At 54.2% G+C, this 17,418-nt stretch carries 12 protein-coding genes; 9 read left to right on the top strand and 3 right to left on the bottom strand.

Annotated features, from left to right (window positions below; all coding sequences use genetic code 11):
- Positions 1-39 precede the first annotated feature (39 nt).
- On the bottom strand, positions 40-396 hold the full coding sequence (locus FYC48_RS13275; RefSeq protein WP_149497197.1) for a YbaB/EbfC family nucleoid-associated protein: 357 nt from the start codon (positions 394-396) through the stop codon (positions 40-42).
- Positions 397-886: 490 nt separating this feature from the next.
- Here FYC48_RS13275 and FYC48_RS13270 point away from each other — a divergent pair, with 490 nt between their 5' ends.
- From FYC48_RS13270 to FYC48_RS13250, 5 genes are all read left to right on the top strand, one after another.
- Complete coding sequence (locus tag FYC48_RS13270) at positions 887-1,963, top strand: formylglycine-generating enzyme family protein (RefSeq protein ID WP_235034239.1); 1,077 nt, start codon at positions 887-889, stop codon at positions 1,961-1,963.
- Positions 1,964-2,145: 182 nt separating this feature from the next.
- Positions 2,146-3,510 carry a Gfo/Idh/MocA family protein gene (locus tag FYC48_RS13265; protein ID WP_149497196.1) on the top strand — a complete coding sequence of 455 codons (1,365 nt, stop codon included), beginning with the start codon at positions 2,146-2,148 and terminating at the stop codon, positions 3,508-3,510.
- A gap of 80 nt (positions 3,511-3,590) precedes the next feature.
- The gene (locus tag FYC48_RS13260; RefSeq protein ID WP_235034238.1) at positions 3,591-5,102 is read left to right on the top strand and encodes a Gfo/Idh/MocA family protein; all 1,512 of its coding nucleotides are present in this window, start codon (positions 3,591-3,593) and stop codon (positions 5,100-5,102) included.
- A gap of 144 nt (positions 5,103-5,246) precedes the next feature.
- A complete protein-coding gene (locus FYC48_RS13255; protein ID WP_149497195.1) occupies positions 5,247-6,680 on the top strand; it encodes a peptidylprolyl isomerase in 1,434 nt (477 codons plus the stop codon).
- Positions 6,681-7,131: 451 nt separating this feature from the next.
- Positions 7,132-8,520, top strand: coding sequence for an asparagine synthase-related protein (locus tag FYC48_RS13250; protein ID WP_149497194.1), 1,389 nt, complete (start codon positions 7,132-7,134; stop codon positions 8,518-8,520).
- Positions 8,521-8,640: 120 nt separating this feature from the next.
- Here FYC48_RS13250 and FYC48_RS13245 read toward each other — a convergent pair whose 3' ends face one another.
- The gene (locus FYC48_RS13245; RefSeq protein ID WP_149497193.1) at positions 8,641-9,906 is read right to left on the bottom strand and encodes a DUF1559 domain-containing protein; all 1,266 of its coding nucleotides are present in this window, start codon (positions 9,904-9,906) and stop codon (positions 8,641-8,643) included.
- 405 nt (positions 9,907-10,311) lie between these two features.
- Positions 10,312-10,494 carry an outer membrane protein assembly factor BamD gene (locus FYC48_RS13240; protein ID WP_149497192.1) on the bottom strand — a complete coding sequence of 61 codons (183 nt, stop codon included), beginning with the start codon at positions 10,492-10,494 and terminating at the stop codon, positions 10,312-10,314.
- Positions 10,495-10,996: 502 nt separating this feature from the next.
- Between FYC48_RS13240 and FYC48_RS13235 the strand changes: the two genes are divergently transcribed.
- From FYC48_RS13235 to FYC48_RS13220, 4 genes are all read left to right on the top strand, one after another.
- Complete coding sequence (locus tag FYC48_RS13235) at positions 10,997-12,268, top strand: DUF1559 domain-containing protein (protein ID WP_149497191.1); 1,272 nt, start codon at positions 10,997-10,999, stop codon at positions 12,266-12,268.
- Positions 12,269-12,503: 235 nt separating this feature from the next.
- The gene (locus tag FYC48_RS13230) at positions 12,504-13,961 is read left to right on the top strand and encodes an ATP-binding protein (RefSeq protein WP_149497190.1); all 1,458 of its coding nucleotides are present in this window, start codon (positions 12,504-12,506) and stop codon (positions 13,959-13,961) included.
- Between the two features lie 448 nt (positions 13,962-14,409).
- A complete protein-coding gene (locus FYC48_RS13225; protein WP_149497189.1) occupies positions 14,410-15,018 on the top strand; it encodes a thioredoxin domain-containing protein in 609 nt (202 codons plus the stop codon).
- Entirely contained in the window at positions 15,015-17,393 is a 2,379-nt protein-coding gene (locus FYC48_RS13220; RefSeq protein ID WP_149497188.1) for a PAS domain-containing protein, read from the top strand. The genes FYC48_RS13225 and FYC48_RS13220 overlap by 4 nt, the downstream gene beginning before the upstream one ends.
- The last annotated feature ends 25 nt before the right edge of the window (positions 17,394-17,418 follow it).

Genomic DNA, 17,418 nt, shown 5'->3' with positions numbered 1-17,418 from the left:
CACGTTCGAGTCGCAGCCGGTCGTAACACGACGCGTCGTCTATCGTCCGGTAAAAGATGTCAACAAGCCATCGATACCCGGCATGTCAAGATTCATGTCGGCAACCATTTCACGAATCGCTTCGGCGTAGCGTTGTTTCGCCGCCGCGCCGGCCTGGTTGGTCGCTTCCAACGTTGCCTGTTCGGTTTCGACAATGGTTAACGATTCTTCGGTGATGTTGACCGTCTGGACTTCACCGACGCAGTTGACAGTCACATCGACTCGACCGCAGACGGACTTACCGGTGACATGCTCAGCCTGCATTTGTTGATTCAGCTGCTGCATTTTCTCTGGCAGATCTTTGAACGCGGCCATCATCGAGGCGATGTTGCCGAGATTACCGAGGCCTTTGAACATCTTTATTCCCTTTTGTTTTTGTGCGATCTAGTTGCCGACGGCATCGTCGAATCGGACGTCGGCGCAACGGGGCTGTTGTCCGATTCGCCACCCCAAGCCAGCTCGGTTGTTTCGATGGGTTGGTCGTCGGGCGAGCCAATTTGGAATGGCCGATTTGCTAAATCGTCGCCGAAGTTTATCGGCCGATGATTGCGAAGTGTAAATTTTCCCGATCGTCGGAATTGTTTGCCGCGTGCAGACGAAATTGTATCTCAGAAGGAAAGTTGCCGAAACGACGGCCCCCCCTGTCGTGCTTTGGTAAAATTCGTTGCATTCCCAATCCATTGAGATTGCTTTCGTAGTCGTCGAATCAATGGGGCAATATTTCGGCAACGCCCCTTCGGTGCCCTCCCGCGATGGTTCAGACAGACTAGGATGAAACCGCTTCGTGACGCGACAATTTTTTCGCGTTTGTCATCCGCTGAACCCTCCAACGACCATCAACTTCGCAGTGATTCGATCGACTTTGTTATTTGCGTTAGGCATCGTCAGCCCCTGCCTTTTATGCACCACGGCCGTCCCCGCAGAAGCTCCCGCTGGCGCGTCTGCCGGTAACGTCGAGCCAATCGATGTTCCGGACGCGGTCGCCACAAACGAAAAGGAGATGAAGCCGTATGCCGAAAAGATTGAGCATACCGAGCAGACGATCCAGATGGTTCCGATTCCCGGTGGCGAATTTTTGATGGGAAGCCCCGAAAGTGAAGCGGACCGCAACGAAGACGAAGGGCCTCAGAGGAACGTCAAAGTCGATCCGTTCTGGATGGGCAAGTGCGAGATCACTTGGGAGCAGTACGACATTTGGAACGAGTCGGTTGACCAACGCATGCGGCGAATGTTTGCGAAGGGCAAGACGCCACGTGATATCGCCGTGGACGGTGTATCCAAACCAACCGAGCCCTACACCGACATGAGCTTTGGGATGGGACGTGAAGACTACCCCGCGATCTGCATGACTCAGCACGCAGCCAGGATGTACTGCGAATGGCTTTCGGCCAAGACCGGTCGTTATTATCGATTGCCGACCGAGGCGGAATGGGAGTACGCATGCCGGGCGGGGACGAAAACCGCCTACTCGTTCGGCGATGATGCCGACCAACTCGACGACTATGGTTGGTACTATGACAACAGCGATGACACCTACCAACGCGTCGGCCAGAAAAAGCCAAACCCGTGGGGACTCCACGACATGCACGGCAACGTAAGTGAGTGGGTGCTCGATCAATACACGCCCTACGACTCGATCAAAGAAACACTCAATCCGTTGGTCGTTCCGAAGACGCTTTACCCGCGGATCGTTCGTGGTGGCGGTTGGGACGATGATCCGGAAGTCTTGCGTAGTGCGGCTCGCAAGGCATCCGAAGAAGATTGGAAACAACAGGACCCCCAAGACCCGAAGAGCATCTGGTATCACACCGACGCCTTGTCCGTCGGTTTTCGTGTTGTTCGACCTTTGAATGTCCCTTCCGCCGAACAACGCGAAGCTAAATGGGATAAAACGGAACCCGAGCAAAAAGACCCCGAAGAATAGCGGCCGCCGTCGCCCGATGATCCGGGCACTCGCGATCTCATCGCGGTGTGTGGAATGAACATCGAATCCCGCGCACGTCCAGAATGCGGCGCGTATCCAACCGGGCATTTTGATGCCCGATCACTCGTTTCCCTCCTTTCCCCTCACGCCCCCCCACAGCTTTGAACCCCGAGCCTAGAAAAATGACAGACAACAATCGTCGTGAGTTTATCAAGAAGACCTCGGCTACCAGCGCCGCATTGACCATCGCCGCAGCCGCAACACGCAACGTTCATGCGGCCGAAGACAATACCATCCGTGTCGGATTGGTTGGTTGTGGCGGACGGGGAACCGGCGCAGCGAAGCAATCGCTTTCGGTGAACAATGGACCCGTCAAAATGGTCGCGTTGGCCGACGTGTTCGAGAACAAATTGAAAAGCACGCATGCGTCGCTGACGACCGACAGTAAGCTGAAAGACAAGGTCGACATTCCCGAAGAACGTCAGTTTGTTGGCTTCGACGCGTACAAGAAAGTGATGGACGCACTCGAACCCGGCGATATCGTGATTTTGGCTACGCCTGCGGCATTTCGTTGGGTGCACTACACCTACGCAATCGAACGCGGCTTGAACGTGTTCATGGAAAAGCCGGTGACGATCGACGCACCAACTTCGGCCCGGTTTCTGGAAATCAATAAAGACGCCCTCGCTAAAAATCTGAAAGTCGGCGTCGGGTTGATGTGCCGTCACTGCAAAGCTCGTCAAGAATTGCACGATCGTATCAAGAACGGCGAGATCGGTGACATCACCATGATGCGTGCCTACCGAATGACCGGGCCGACAGCGACGGCCGCCGTCGAACCGAATACCGGTGACCTGAGTGAATTGCAGTTCCAAATCAAGAATTTCCACGGCTTCTTGTGGCTCAGTGGTGGTGCGGTCAGCGATTTTTTGATCCACAACATTGACGAGTCCTGCTGGATGAAGGACGCTTGGCCGGTGAAGGCAATCGCTTGCGGTGGACGTCATTATCGCGACGGCTGCGTCGATCAAAACTTTGATACCTACTCAATCGAGTACACCTTCGAAGACGGCGCTAAGTTGTTTGTCGACGGCCGAACTGTGCCGGGATGTAAACGCGAATTTGCCAGTTTTGCGCATGGCACCAAAGGGTCCGCGATCATCTCGACGGCGTCGCACACACCGGCGAAATCACGAATGTTTAATACTCAAGTGATGGACGATCAAAACGAGATTTGGGCTTATCCGCAACCGGAACCAAATCCGTATCAAGTCGAATGGGATGATCTGATCGCCGCGATCCGTGAAGACAAGCAGTACAACGAAGTCGAACGCGGCGTGATGGCCAGTGCGGTCACCAGCATGGGACGGATGGCCGCTCACACCGGCCAGGAAATTACACTGGACGAATTCATGAAGCACGATCATGAATTCGCGCCGAACGTCGCCGATTTGACGCTGGATTCGGAAGCCCCACTGAAGGCCAACGAAGACGGCAAGTACAGCATCCCGATGCCCGGCCTGGTCAAGAAACGCGAGTATCTCTAGGGATCACTCCGAGTCGCGTGGTCCGAAAACGCTCACGCCGGGCCTGGGGCGTCAGTCCCGGGCGAAATGCGGTGTTTTCTATGAACCCGACCAATAGGCAAGGTCGCATCCATCGGTATGCGGATAAATTGTCGGTCGTCGTCACGCGTCAAACCGATTCGAGCCTGATGCGAAAGGGTGGTGCCTATGCAGGGACCCACCCTTTTTTTAATCCGGCTATCATGACGGTCGTCCGTTGCGATTTCAGTCCCGCCCTGTCGTTGCCCGCCCCATTTCGCCTGTTCAACCACGGAGACTATGTCATGCCGAACCGTCGACAATTTACTGCCGGAACGATCACCAGCGCAGCCTCGCTCGCCGCCACGAACGCGATTGCGGCACCGAATGAACGGGTCCGGTTGGGATTCGTCGGTGTGGCCAATCGCGGGACGCAATTGCTCGATGCGTTTTTGCCGCACAAGGATTGTGAAATCGTTGCCGTATGCGATGTCGACTCCATCGCTCTCGACAAAGCGGTCGCCAAGCTCGACGGTCGGCCGAAGGCTTACAAAGATTTTCGCCAAGTGATTGATCGTGATGATATCGATGCGGTCGTAATCGCTACGCCCGATCATTGGCATGCCATTCAAACGATTTCCGCATGCGACGCCGGCAAAGACGTGTATTGTGAAAAGCCACTGTCGGTGACCGTTCATGAAGGCCGCGCGATGATCAAGGCGGCTCGGCGTAATCGACAGATTGTCCAAGTCGGTACCCACCGCCGGAGTAGCAAGCTTTATCGAGAACTGGCGCCACAGATCCGCGATGGCATGATCGGCAAGGTCTGTGTCAGCCGAGCGTTTCGGACTAGCAACATGTACCCCAACGGGATCGGAAAGCGGATGCCATCCAAACCACCCCAAACGCTCGATTGGGACATGTGGCTCGGACCGCGTCCCGAACGCGAGTATCAAGACAACATCGCACCCTACAAGTTCCGGTGGTGGCAGAGTTACTCGTCACAAATGGGCAACTGGGGCGTTCACTACCTGGACGCAATCCGCTGGTGTACCGGTGACGAAGCTCCTAAGAGTGTTTGTGCGATGGGCGGGAACTTTGCCATCGACGATGACCGCACCATTCCCGATACGTTGCAAGTGACCTTCGAATTCGAATCCGGACGGTTGGCAATCTTCGGGCAATACGAAACCAGCGGCAATCGAGCTATTCAGCAAGGCGAGATCGAATTGCGTGGGACCGATGGGACTTGTTACGTCAGTGAACGTGAGTATGAGGTGGTTCCGGAATCAGGTGGCCAATTTGCCGCTCGCGGTCCACGAATGAAGCCGGTGAAAAAATCGGTGCCCGGCGGAAACGCGCTGCTCACGGAAGATCACGCCAGAAATTTCCTGGACTGTATCAAGAGCCGCGATCTTCCCAACGCCGACATCGAAATCGGTCATCGCAGCACGACGATGAGCTTGATCGCTAACATTTCGCACGCCGTCGGACGACGCCTCGAGTGGGACGCAAAGGCAGAACGTTTCGTGAACGATGACGAAGCCAATGAACTGTTGCACTACGAGTATCGGTCCCCGTGGAAGCTTGGGTAACATAGCCCCGTAAGTACGAACCTCCGATCGAGAGGTCGGGTGGGCTGCTTAAATGCGTTGCGTCACCGCTATCGTGCCGGTTCGTCCCCGTTAGAAAGGAGGGATCGCGGGGCGCCACGAAAGTGTCGCAAACCATGACGCTTGATGCTGCGTATACAGCGAAATCCTAAAGTTCAATTCCTCGGCGAACGCCTGTTTTACTCGATGCTTAAACCATTCACGCTCGTCGCCACTGTCGCTGCGATTCTCTGGTTCTCCGGTCTGAATCATTTCGTCTCCGCTCAGCCTCCAGAGGCGGGGGCCGGGACTGGCGAATCACAAGCCGGTCACGAAGGTCATGATCATGGCACCGAAACGGCATCCGATGGGCCGACGTCTTTTGATCCGGCACAGATGACCGAAGACGAACTGTTGAAGATGTTTCGCAGCCAAGTCGACGAGCAAACATACAAGCTGGGGCAGGAAGCACTCGAGCGATTCAAATCTCAATCCGAGGAATTGAAGAAGGTCGTGACGGAAATGCGTGTGGTCCATACCAAGATTCGCAACCACATCATCGACGATCAACCACGCTACATTGAACTTCGCGATCAATCGAGAAAGCAAATAGGGAAGACTTATCGGGCGGCCCTCGACCTGCTCGATTTCATGCCACATGCAAGTGCGATGCAATTCGTTAACACGATGATACAGCAGCGAATGCAATATGGCGTTTACGATGCCGAAACTAAGGAAGGTGCGGCAAAGCTGCTCGATTACAACGCGTCCTATGTCCATTTGGCGCTTGCGACGGCACGGGCGGCGACGATGACCGGTGATTTCGTTACGGCTCAGCGTGTCTACGAAAAACTGGATCCGGAGAAGGAAATGGAGGATCTCGATCGCCGTCTTTTTGCCACCCAAGAAGAACTCAAAGAGCAGTTTCAAATCGAACAGGCGCTGCGAGATAATGACCCGGATGATCTTCCGAAGGTCCGGCTAAAGACAACACGCGGCGATATTCTGGTGGAGCTTTATATCAACGAAGCTCCATCCACGGTGGCCAATTTTATTCGACTCGTTGAAGAAGGTTTCTATGACGGCTTGGACTTTTTCCAGGTCGTTGACCATGTGTTGGCAATCACAGGTGACCCTCTGGGGGACGGGAGTTCGATTCCGGAGAAATTTTTACAGGACGAGGATAAGCGTGATACGGTGCGGATGCCACTTTATGGATCGCTTGTGATGGCAAAGTTGCCCGTTCCCAATACGAAAGACTTCGTGCCGAATTCCGCTGGGACTCAATTCGCGATCTTGTTCAGTCCCCTGCCACACATCTCTCATTCGCAAACCATCTTTGGCCGAGTAATCGAAGGCTTCGACGTCCTCGGATCACTCGAACGCGTGGACCCGACGAAAGAAAAGAAGAAAAACGAAATCGCTTACCCCCCTGATCGAATCGTCGAGGCAACGGTGATCAATCGTCCCGACACGCTCCCCGAGATCAAGTTTGTCGATCCGACCGCCGGACGCTCGGCGACTGTTCCTGCAAACCCTGATTTGCCGCCTCTTAACCTCGGCGCCCCAGCAACCCGTTGACCATATCGGCGGGGAAGTCATCGAAGGTTTTGCCGAAAGCGTGCGACGCACGGAGCAGTGCTTTCGTTCTTGTCAGATGTGGGCCTTCGTTCTTGTCAGATGTGGGATTGGGCGGTCGGTACTGGCCTTTCATTGGGTTAACCTCAAACCAAACCGCTACGGCGCGTGACGTCTTCGGGCAGAAAGGAATCGAGGGTCGGTCTGAATTCCCGGATCGTGGTTGATACGATCGGCAAACCTCGTTTCTGGTTTTGACGAAGCACCGGGGCGGTGTTCTAATTAGTTCCCGGGTTGGGACGAAACGTCTTTTTCCGGTTCGCGCGAATGACGGGGACTGACGATTGGCGGGCAAACTGCCGAGGTTCCCAGAAATTTCAGTTGGGGTAGCCCACCCAAGTCTTGCTTGCAGCTCATGCAGGTTAGTTTACCCGTACGCCTTCTTTCAGATTCGATGTCAGAACAAACCAGTCAGCCCTCCGATTTGGCGTTCGATGGTCAAGCCCCGGCACTGCTCGAACGTGTGGTGAATTTGATGGATCCGGCGGGCGATCTGATCCTAAATATGTCCCGCGACGAGGCACACCAAGCGGTTCGTAGCGGCGACCCCGAAGCGGTCCGGCGCATCCGAGGTCAGTTCGCGATCTGCGAGCAAGAGGGGAAGACGATTCGCATGGCCCGGTCGATCGGGCGTCCGATGCGATACTTCCTGGCAAAACGCGCCGAAGGTCCGGCGTTGATCATTGCCGAACGAATCAGTGAGATCGTCGATCAACTAAAGAAAGAAGGCTTGGCCGATCAATTTCACCCGACTTACACGCGGATGGTTCCGGCCCATTATCTGTTGGAACTACAGCTCGTCGGATGCCCCGATCCCAATCCAAAACTGTCACGTTACTTTGCCCCCGAACGCAATCGTTTGCCAGCAGATATTGAAGCGATTGGCGCAACTTACATCGAACGCCTTGCCGAAGTGATCGATCAGTTCCTTGCCACAATCGACGAGAAAGAACCGATTGGCGTGATGTTTAGTGGTGGGATCGATAGCGGTTCAATTTTGATTCTGGTCGATCATTTACTTCGCCGACGGGGGCAATCGCCGTCGCGAATTAAGGCGTTCAGCCTGGCGGTCGAAGGGTCACCCGGCGATGTCGAACAGGCACGCCGTTTTCTCAAGGCGGTCAATCTGGAAATGATGCTTGAGCCGATTGATGTTCCCGCCGACCAAGTGCGTTGGCAGGATGCGATCGCCTCGATCGAAGACTACAAGCCGCTGGATGTGCAATCCGCGACGATGGGCTTTGCCATGCTTCGTGAATTGCGAAAGAAGTACCCTGATTGGAAGTACTTGATCGATGGCGACGGCGGCGACGAAAACTTGAAAGACTATCCGATCGAAGACAATCCAGAATTGACGATTCGCAGCGTACTCGGAAACCGCATGCTGTATCAGGAAGGTTGGGGAGTCGATGCGGTCAAGCATTCGCTCGTTTATAGCGGTGGGCAAAGTCGTGGCCATAGCAGGACCAGTATGCCGGCAGCTCAATTCGGGTTTACCGGTTTTAGTCCTTACGCCGTACCCGATGTCATTGAAATTGCCGAGGCAGTTCCGTTCGTCGCTCTGACGGACTGGGATCATCAGAAACTGTACGCGCTCAAAGGGCAGATCGTCGCCGCCGGTATCAAACATGTCACCGGTGTGGAAATGCCCGTGTTTGAAAAACGCCGATTCCAACACGGTGCGGCCGATTCGAATACGTTTCAGCAGATCTTTCCAACTGAAGATCAGACCTACCGGGACGAATTTAAACGGCAAATGGAAGCCTATGCCGGCGGTGTATAGGCCGACGCTAACGGTGCGACGTCAACGAACGGGGCAAAAAAAAAACGCCTCGCCCGTCGGAAGACAGGCGAGGCGACTGGCAATTTTGGATCGTCCGCTTGTTATCACGGTCGTCCAGGTCTACTGGTTCAGCGATTCCTCGATGACTTCGTTTGAAGCCTTTGTGCCGAGCGAACCCCACAACCCATAGGGGCTGACTTGGCCCGGTTCACGTGGGCCCCCGCCTGCATTCCGACGCACCGCTCCGTTTCGCGGGTTACCCGCTTCGACCGAATCGGTCATGAAGACAACGGCACCATCGGTCATCAAGATGTGAGCGCCGCCCTGGTGGTTACTACTCGGAGGCATCGTTCCCGGCCCATCGATCCATCGTCCAACGCAGACTTCCGAGTTTGGCGGTAAGACGGTGTAGACCTGCGTGCAGTGTGGGCGAAAGTTTGCCCAGGCACTCCCCCGCGAGTCCCAGACACGTTGACGCAAGTGTGGTGGCACGGTGCAATTGGCCGAATCACTACACCAAAAACGTGGACGCTCGGGATCAATTTCGCCTTGGTCAACACAATACTTTGGGTTGTCGTTGACAAGGTGACCACCTTGCTGCAACCAAGAGGCTGCCGCACGGATATCGCGGTCGCCCAAGTCGGTGATGATTTCGCCCATCGCGATCGTGTTCGACAATCCATCAAGAATGTCTCGGAATTTAGCATCTCGGCGGACCATAAACACGCCTCGGCTGACCGAGTTGAAGTTCATCACCGCACCGTTGCCAGCCGGGCGTAAGTCGCCTGTTTTCAGGCTGGTATGCCAACCGTGTGGCGAATCCCCCATGCACAAGGCATAGTTCGTTCGCCCTAATGCGGGCAAGCCAACGCCCGGATCACTTGGGCAACGCAACGTTGGGATCTCGGTCGCCCAAGGGACGTAGCCCGGGTTGCGCGAGAAGTTTCGTGGGTTGGGGCCCATCGCCGGCCACCGCGGTGGATTGGTCAATCCGGTGGTTGCCGGTGGCGCGCCGCCGGTAACCGTTTGAGTAGAGGGATTGGAGATCATATCCCAAATCCCTTGTTGCTCGAAAAACGAAGTTAAGGGCACCAACGCGCTATTGCATTCGTGACTTGCATCGTTACCGGTTTGCCACCAACGATTGTTCTGCAAACCGATTCCCGTTCCGCCGCCCATGATCGGCAGCTGTTTGTAGGCGGAATGGTAGTTGTGCATCGCCAAGCCGATCTGCTTGAAATTGTTGCTACAACTCATTCGCCGCGCTGCCTCGCGGGCAGCCTGAACTGCGGGCAATAAGAGGCCCACAAGAATACCAATAATGGCAATGACAACGAGAAGCTCCACCAGTGTGAAACCCTTCGTTTGCCGCGTCCGACGGTCCATACAACACTCCATCAATCTGGGGATGTAAATATCACACCTCCTGACCTTAACGGAGCCGGCGGCCCCGTTGAGTAGCAAAAAGGTGTGATTCGCCGGAATTAGAGAAAAAAATGTGGTCTCTGCGAAACTTTTCTTGACGACCTGGGTTTTTGGCGACTCAACGTCGCGGTTTCTTTTCGCTAACCCTTGTAGGTTGCCAAGTACGGGCCGATCCGCGTCAGGCGAGACGCCCAGGATGACTCTCGTGGTACGTTGTTGAGTTGTGGCGAGTGTCGCGACTCGCCCAGCGTTGGCTTTGGCCTCTCCGCCGAAGTCCGTTTGCTATGGTCCGTTCAAGGAAATCCGTAGCAAACGTCGATCGGCGATTCCTAGGCACGCAATCCGAAGTAGCGGATCGATGGTGAGCTACATTTCTGCGTCCATCGCTTTGGAATACTCCTCATCGGACATCCCTTCCATCGCGGGAATATCCTCCTGGACTTCGTCTGCCGGTGGGGCTTCCACGACGGCTTCACTATGTCCGCAACCCACCAGGGTCAGCGACGAGACGCACAATCCAGCTACCAAAAGCTTCGACAATTTTTTCATCTTACCTACGCTCATTGATCTCGCGATCGAGATCGGTTTGGGAAAACGGTTGATTTGGGGTGCGTCATCGCAGCCCATTTTCAACCTAGCGAACATCTGGGCGGCCTGCAAACAACCCTTCGGTGGCTCCCCGTGAAGGCGAATTCACGTTGGCTGCTCCGGGCGAGAACGCGGTGTTTAAGGTGATCGATATGGTCAATCGCGTTGGTGCTCGCATCGGAGTGGCTTGCAATGTAAAAACCATGGCGCCAAAGTTGCTTTTTCAGACTAAAGTGCAACATCTGTTCGCCTCCTCGCGTTTATCTACTCTTCATGTTTGGGTTTTGCTCAGACAAAGGTTCCGTACCTACGGACCGTTCGATTTTGATCGCTATTCCGGACTTAAAAGTTCAGCCCGCAGATTGATCTTGCGCTTTACGCGTTATCTACGAGGTGTTGGCCTACTCGAAGGTTCCCTGTCGCGGAATGCAACGAACACTCAATTGCCGTCACGAGACTATTTATGCACCAGTCGCAGCCAGCTTTTCTTGCCTCAGTTTTTCAGCGAGGTCGTCGATGGGGGAGCCATCGTCAAGCGTTTACATTGGTCGAACTCTTGGTCGTGATCGCAATCATCGGCATCCTCGTCGGATTGTTGCTACCGGCCGTGCAAGCCGCTCGTGAGGCAGCTCGCCGGATGAGCTGTAGCAACAACTTCAAACAATTGGGGCTTGCGATTCACAACTACCATTCGGCGTACAAAAAGCTGCCGATCTACAAAGGTGGCACTTGGTCGAATGGGTCGGACGGTTCGGACAACCGTGACAATCGGATGGACCTTTCCATTTGGGTTGGGATCACACCGTTCTTTGAGCAACAGGGCCTCTGGGACCAAATCTCGAATCCCAACACCAAGATTTACGATGCGGACGCCAGGCGATCACCGCCTTGGCCACCGATGGGACCGCCGACTTCACAGGCAAATTACCCGCCGTGGCGTACTGAAATCCCGACAATGCGTTGTCCCAGTGATCCCGGGGTCGGATTGCCGGCCTTCGGACGCACCAACTATGCGGCTTGTTTGGGCGACTCGGCCTGGATGATGGATCAGGGACATTTCGAACAGTCAGGTGGCATATTGGCACAACCGATGTCCGCGACCGTTGCCGTGGAAGCAAACGCCAGCTGCCGAGGACCGTTTGTCGCCCGCCGTACGATGCGGTTTCGGGATGTGCTAGACGGACTTTCCAATACCGTTTTTGCGGGTGAGATCGCGACGGACCTAGGAGATCGGGACAAGCGAACGATCGCTTCGATTCAAAGGGATTCGGTCGAGATCCGAGACGAACCGGATCACTGTCAGCATGAAAACTTGATCGATCCGGAGCGTCCTTCGTTTTGGTCGGACGGTACATACGGCGTCGCGCCAACGCTTGCGCCGTTCGATGCCGGGCGTGGTTATCGCTGGGCATCCGGGGGGACTTCATTCTCAGCGATGAATACGATCTTGCCGCCTAACAAGGAAATCTGCCTTGGTGGCGGCGCCTCTGGTGACGCTTCGTCCATGGGAGTGGCTCCGGCGAGCAGCCGGCACATCGGCGGCATTCACGTGATGATGGGAGATGGATCGATTACGTTTGTCACCGATTCAATCGAAGCAGGCGACGTCCACCACCCGAATGTTTGGAGCGGTGGAACGGGGCCTTCCAGCGTTGGGTCGTCAAGTCCTTACGGTCTGTGGGGAGCGTTGGGAACGCGAGCATCGCGTGAGGTCATTTCCGAAAGTTTTAACTAAGACGCGTTTTCACCGACGAGAGATCCGCGGGCGACGCTATTCAACTTGTCATCTGAACTTGTCGAGGCGACTTGCCGGAACCAATCTTTGTGAAGCAACGTTTCTGCCAAGCGATGCGATCTGGGGGAAGCCAGGGGCTCGCTACGGGACAGGAATCAATTGGGGCACCGAATCGGCTTCCCCTTTGATATACTGATTCAAAACCGTTTTTTCCTCGGGCCCCGACACCGCGAAGATGCAGGATCAGCTATCGATCCTTTTGGTCGAAGACGACGAAGACACTCGTGCGACGCTGACCGATGTGCTCGAGATCGATGGGAATGATGTTCTTGTTGCCAGCACGATTTCCGAAGCGTTTAGGCTGATCGACGAGGCGGTCGCGATCATCATTCTTGACCGAAAATTGCCCGACGGACCCGCCGAACGCCATATCCCAACCCTTCGCGATCTCGCCCCTCAGGCTGACATCGTCGTGGTCACGGGCTATGCCGATATGGATAGCACGATTTCAGCGTTCCGATCCGGAGCTTCTGATTTCTTGATCAAGCCAATCAATCCCGAGGCGTTGCGGCACACGGTTTGTCGTATTTTGCAAAGCAAACGCGTTGAGCTTGAATTACGGCAGGAGCAGCAGTTTGCCGATCGTGTCCTCTCGACAGCCGAAGCGATCGTGTTGGTACTTGATCCGGAAGGAAAGATCGTTCGGTTTAATCCTTACTTTGAGCGATTGTCTGGCCGAAAACTTGATGAGGTCCGCGGTAAGGAATGGTTCGCGACATTCGTTCCGCCTCAAGATCATGACTTGATTCAGCATGTTTTCTCGACAACGACAACGTCGGGTTCATCGTCTGGGGTGATCAATGCGATCATCACCAGTGATGGCACAGAGCGTCAGATCCGTTGGTGCAACACAACGCTGGAAGATAGCGCGGGCAACTTGGATGGTGTACTGGCCGTCGGAGTCGATGTGACAGACATCATTGACGCGCAGGAAAAAATCGCACAAAGCGAGCGACTCGCGGCGATCGGTCAGACGATGGCTTCGCTGGCTCACGAAAGTCGTAACGCCTTGCAGCGAATTCAATCCGGTTTGGAATTGCTCGAGCTGGATATTGGCGATGATCCTGAAGCGACTAAAGACTTGCAAACCGTACAACGGGCTGCGACCGATCTCAATTCCTTGCTCGAAGAGATCCGTTCGTTCGCCGCACCGATTCACCTGCATCGAGTTCAGGCCGACTGCAAAGATATTTATCGCCGGGCATGGCGCAATCTGGAGTCCTCGCGTGTGGGACGCACTTGCGAATTGATTGAAATCGATGACCGCAAACATCACAAAACGTCGCTCGACGCGCAGCGAATGGAACAAGTCTTTCGCAATCTATTTGAGAACGCACTTGCCGCTACCAACGATCCGGCACAAATTCACATCACGCTTTCTCAGGCCGACAATGGCGACACCGTCGTTTCGGTGTCAGACAACGGTCCCGGTCTAACGCGAGACCAAGCGCATCGAATTTTTGAGCCTTTCTATACGACGAAGACACGTGGAACGGGGCTGGGGATGGCGATCGTCAAACGCATTATCGATGCCCATGGCGGGGACATTATTGTCGCGCATCGAAATTCATCGATCGGTGGTGCTTCTTTTCAGATGACGATCACTCCGGAAAACACTAGTAACGGATTCTGATCGCGGTTTCCCACGTCGCTTCATTCTTCGTCGGCATGCGTTCTGCCGTCACGCGGTGATTGTCTAAGCCAATTCTTCGTTCGGCTCTTTAGCCAATAGGGGTTAGCCTCGGTTAGTGCACCGAAACCGTGGCTTACGTCAATCGATTTATCCTCGTTTGGTATGTCGACGAAATACTTGAGGGTTCTGGTAGGAAGCCTTCCTCTGACGATGTCTGCTATCGCTCGTTGGCTGAGCAGTAGCCGACAAGAGTGTTCATTTTCACTGTTAGCCCGTGCCCGGTTTCCGACGGGAAGGGAACTCCGCCGACGCAGGCATCGCTCTCTGTGCTAGCGTTGCACACCCATTCGAGTAGCGAAGCATTCATTCCATTGTCGGAACGAACAAAGGTGCTGTCATTGCTCGGTCCCACCGGAACCCCCGCCTTAATGAGACACAATTCGGCACGATGAGTTTCGATTGTTTCATCCGATTCATTGCCCTTCCCGGGCTGCTGCTGTCGTACGCGGCCGGTTTTTTCATGCTGACGGACTATTCAACTCGTCCCGCTATTGCTAGTCCGATTCACTCTTCGGGGGCCATCCGTTCGGTATTGGAAGAATTCCATCCCGATCCGGACACCGTATCGATCCTGTTGTTCTACCACCCTCAATGTCCATGCACCGTCGCTACAATTCGCAGCCTTCAGCGGGCGGTTCCGCTTTTAAAGTCACCGGCATCAGTCTACGCCTTTGCGTTTTATCCCCAATCGGAAGCGGAAAGTTGGATCGAATCCGATGGGACCGATCTGCTTCGTCAAATCGAAGGGGCCAAGGTCGTTGCAGATCCTGATGGTGAAACGGCAAAGTTGATCGGCATCACGACGTCCGGCCATTGCCTTGTTTTTGAAGACGAACGAGGCATCGTCTTTAGTGGCGGCATAAATCCACTGCGTGGTCATGAGGGCGATTGCCCGTCGCTCGCTCAACTCATTCACTGCGTTAATGATGCCAGGGAACCATACACCAGTTGGCCCATCTTTGGTTGCACACTAGCGAATTCGCAGAGGCTCCAATGACGTCGTCCAACAGCACCGATCACCAACTTTTTGATTTTCGCTATAACAAAGAGTGCCGATGGGTGCATCGCTTTATGGCGAAGTTGATGCTCGTCCAGTGGATGGTCGGCATTCTGTTCGCATTCTTTTGGTCACCATACACATGGATTGGTAGCACCAGCTACGTTCATCTTCATGTTTGGGCGGCAGTCTTTGCCGGCGGTGCATTATCAAGTTTTGCCGCCTTGTGGGTGGCCACTTTTCCTAACGCGACCCATTCTCGGCATGTGATCGCTGTCAGTCAGATGATGTGGTCGGCGCTACTGATTCACCTTTCGGGTGGACGAATCGAAACACACTTCCACGTCTTTGCATCGTTGGCGATCCTCAGCAGTTACCGCGACTGGCGAGTGCTGGTAACGGCGACCGCAACCGTCGCGATCGATCATTGGGTTCGAGGCGTCTTCTACCCGCTGTCTGTGTTTGGGGTCACCGCGGAAAGCTCGTTTCGCTGGCTTGAGCATGTCGCTTGGGTACTGTTCGAGGTTTCGTTCCTAATTCCGTGCTGTCACCGTCTGCGGCGCGAATTCAAAGAGCTTTGCGATCGCCAGGGTGAGATTGAAAGATCAAAAAGAAGTGTTGATCAACAAGTGAACGAGCGAACTCAGGCTTTGATCCAAACGAATAACTTGTTACTCCATAAAACCGACGAAGCTGAAATGCTGGCGATGGTAGCTCGGTATACCGACAATGCAGTCGCGATCACCGATGCCGAAGGTCGGATCAAATGGGTGAATGAAGGGTATACAAGGATCACCGGATATTTACCCGAGGATGTAATTGAAGAAGACGTTCTGCAGTTTCAGCAGTGTGAGGAAACCGATGCTGCCGCGGTGAACAAGATGCGTCAGGCGCTCCGTACCGGAAGCGCTTGCAATTTGGAATTGCAGAACCGAAGAAAGAACGGCGACGCGTATTGGTTGGCCACAGAGATCCGCCCGACAAAAAACAAAGACAACGGAAGCCCGCGATTTATCGTCATCAATAGTGATGTCAGCGAACGGAAAGCTGTGGAACTATCGCTCGCCGAAGCGGAGCAGCAACTACGGTCGATCCTGGACAACGTGCCCGGTGCGTTCTACCGACGCCATCTCGGACAAGACGACAAAAGCGTCTTTATGAGTCGATGGATCGAAACGATTACCGGATATCCCGCGGAAGAGTTTATCGTTCCTGAAACTCCGGATCCGGACTTTTTGCTCTCCAAACGCTCCCATCTGGATTTCGTTCATCCCGACGACAATGAACGCGTCAACAAGACTTTCCAGGATGCGATCAATGACAGATCGGATTTTTCGATTGAATACCGGATCACTGATAAGAACGACCATGTCCGTTGGGTTTGGGAACGCGGGACATGTAGTGAACAGTCGGATTCAGGTGCGATCGTCGACGGGACGCTATTCGATATTACCGACCGGATCGAAGCCGAGCAAGAAAATCTGAAGTTGCAACAAGATTTGCTTGACGCGTCACGGCAAGCCGGCATGGCGGAGATCGCTACCGGAGTTCTTCACAACGTCGGGAACATACTAAATAGCGTCAATGTTTCGGCGACACAAATTCAGAAACAACTTGACTCAAGTCCGCTACGCAACCTGGAAAAGATCTCTGGGTTGATCGATGAGTATCGCCAAACGTTTCCTGCCTTCGTTAAAGACGACCGGCGTGGGCAAAAAGTGCCGGAATATATTCGTCATGTCACCGATGCGTTGCAAGGTGAACGGCAAACGGTACGTGACGAAGTCAATGACTTGGTCTCGAACATCGAACATATCAAGGCAATCATCTCCGTCCAGCAAACGATGGCTAAGTCATCTGGGTTGATGCAAAGTCTAGAAATTCGTGATTTGCTCAATGATTCGATTTCGGCGAACAAGGCATCACTGCAGAGTCATCGTATCAACCTGAGTCAATCGATCGACGACGACGTTCCGACGATCGTTTCCGATAAGCACCGAATACTACAAATCCTTGTCAACCTGATAAAAAACGCAGTCGATGCGCTTCGGGATTCGAACGTCCAATCACCGAAGATTTCGGTCATCGCGAAGAAAGAGGCTGATCATGTCAGCATGCGTGTAGCGGACAACGGTGTGGGGATTCGTCAAGATCGACTCGACCAAATCTTTCAACACGGATTCACCACCAAAAAGGGAGGGTTTGGCTTTGGTTTACACAGTAGTGCCAATGCGGCAAAAGAACTCGGTGGTCGACTGACGGTGGCTAGCGAGGGCGAGGGATGTGGAGCCTCGTTCGAATTGACGATTCCGATTTGCCCGGAAAAGGAGACACGTCCTTCGGGAGAAATCGAATCGGTTGCTCAAACGAGTTGAACATTGACGGCGACACTTTGAATGA

The sequence above is a fragment of the Roseiconus lacunae genome (assembly GCF_008312935.1).
Classification (GTDB): Bacteria; Planctomycetota; Planctomycetia; order Pirellulales; family Pirellulaceae; genus Stieleria; species Stieleria lacunae.
The sequence above is the reverse complement of the archived record's forward strand: the minus strand, read 5'-3'. Positions and strand labels throughout refer to the sequence as shown.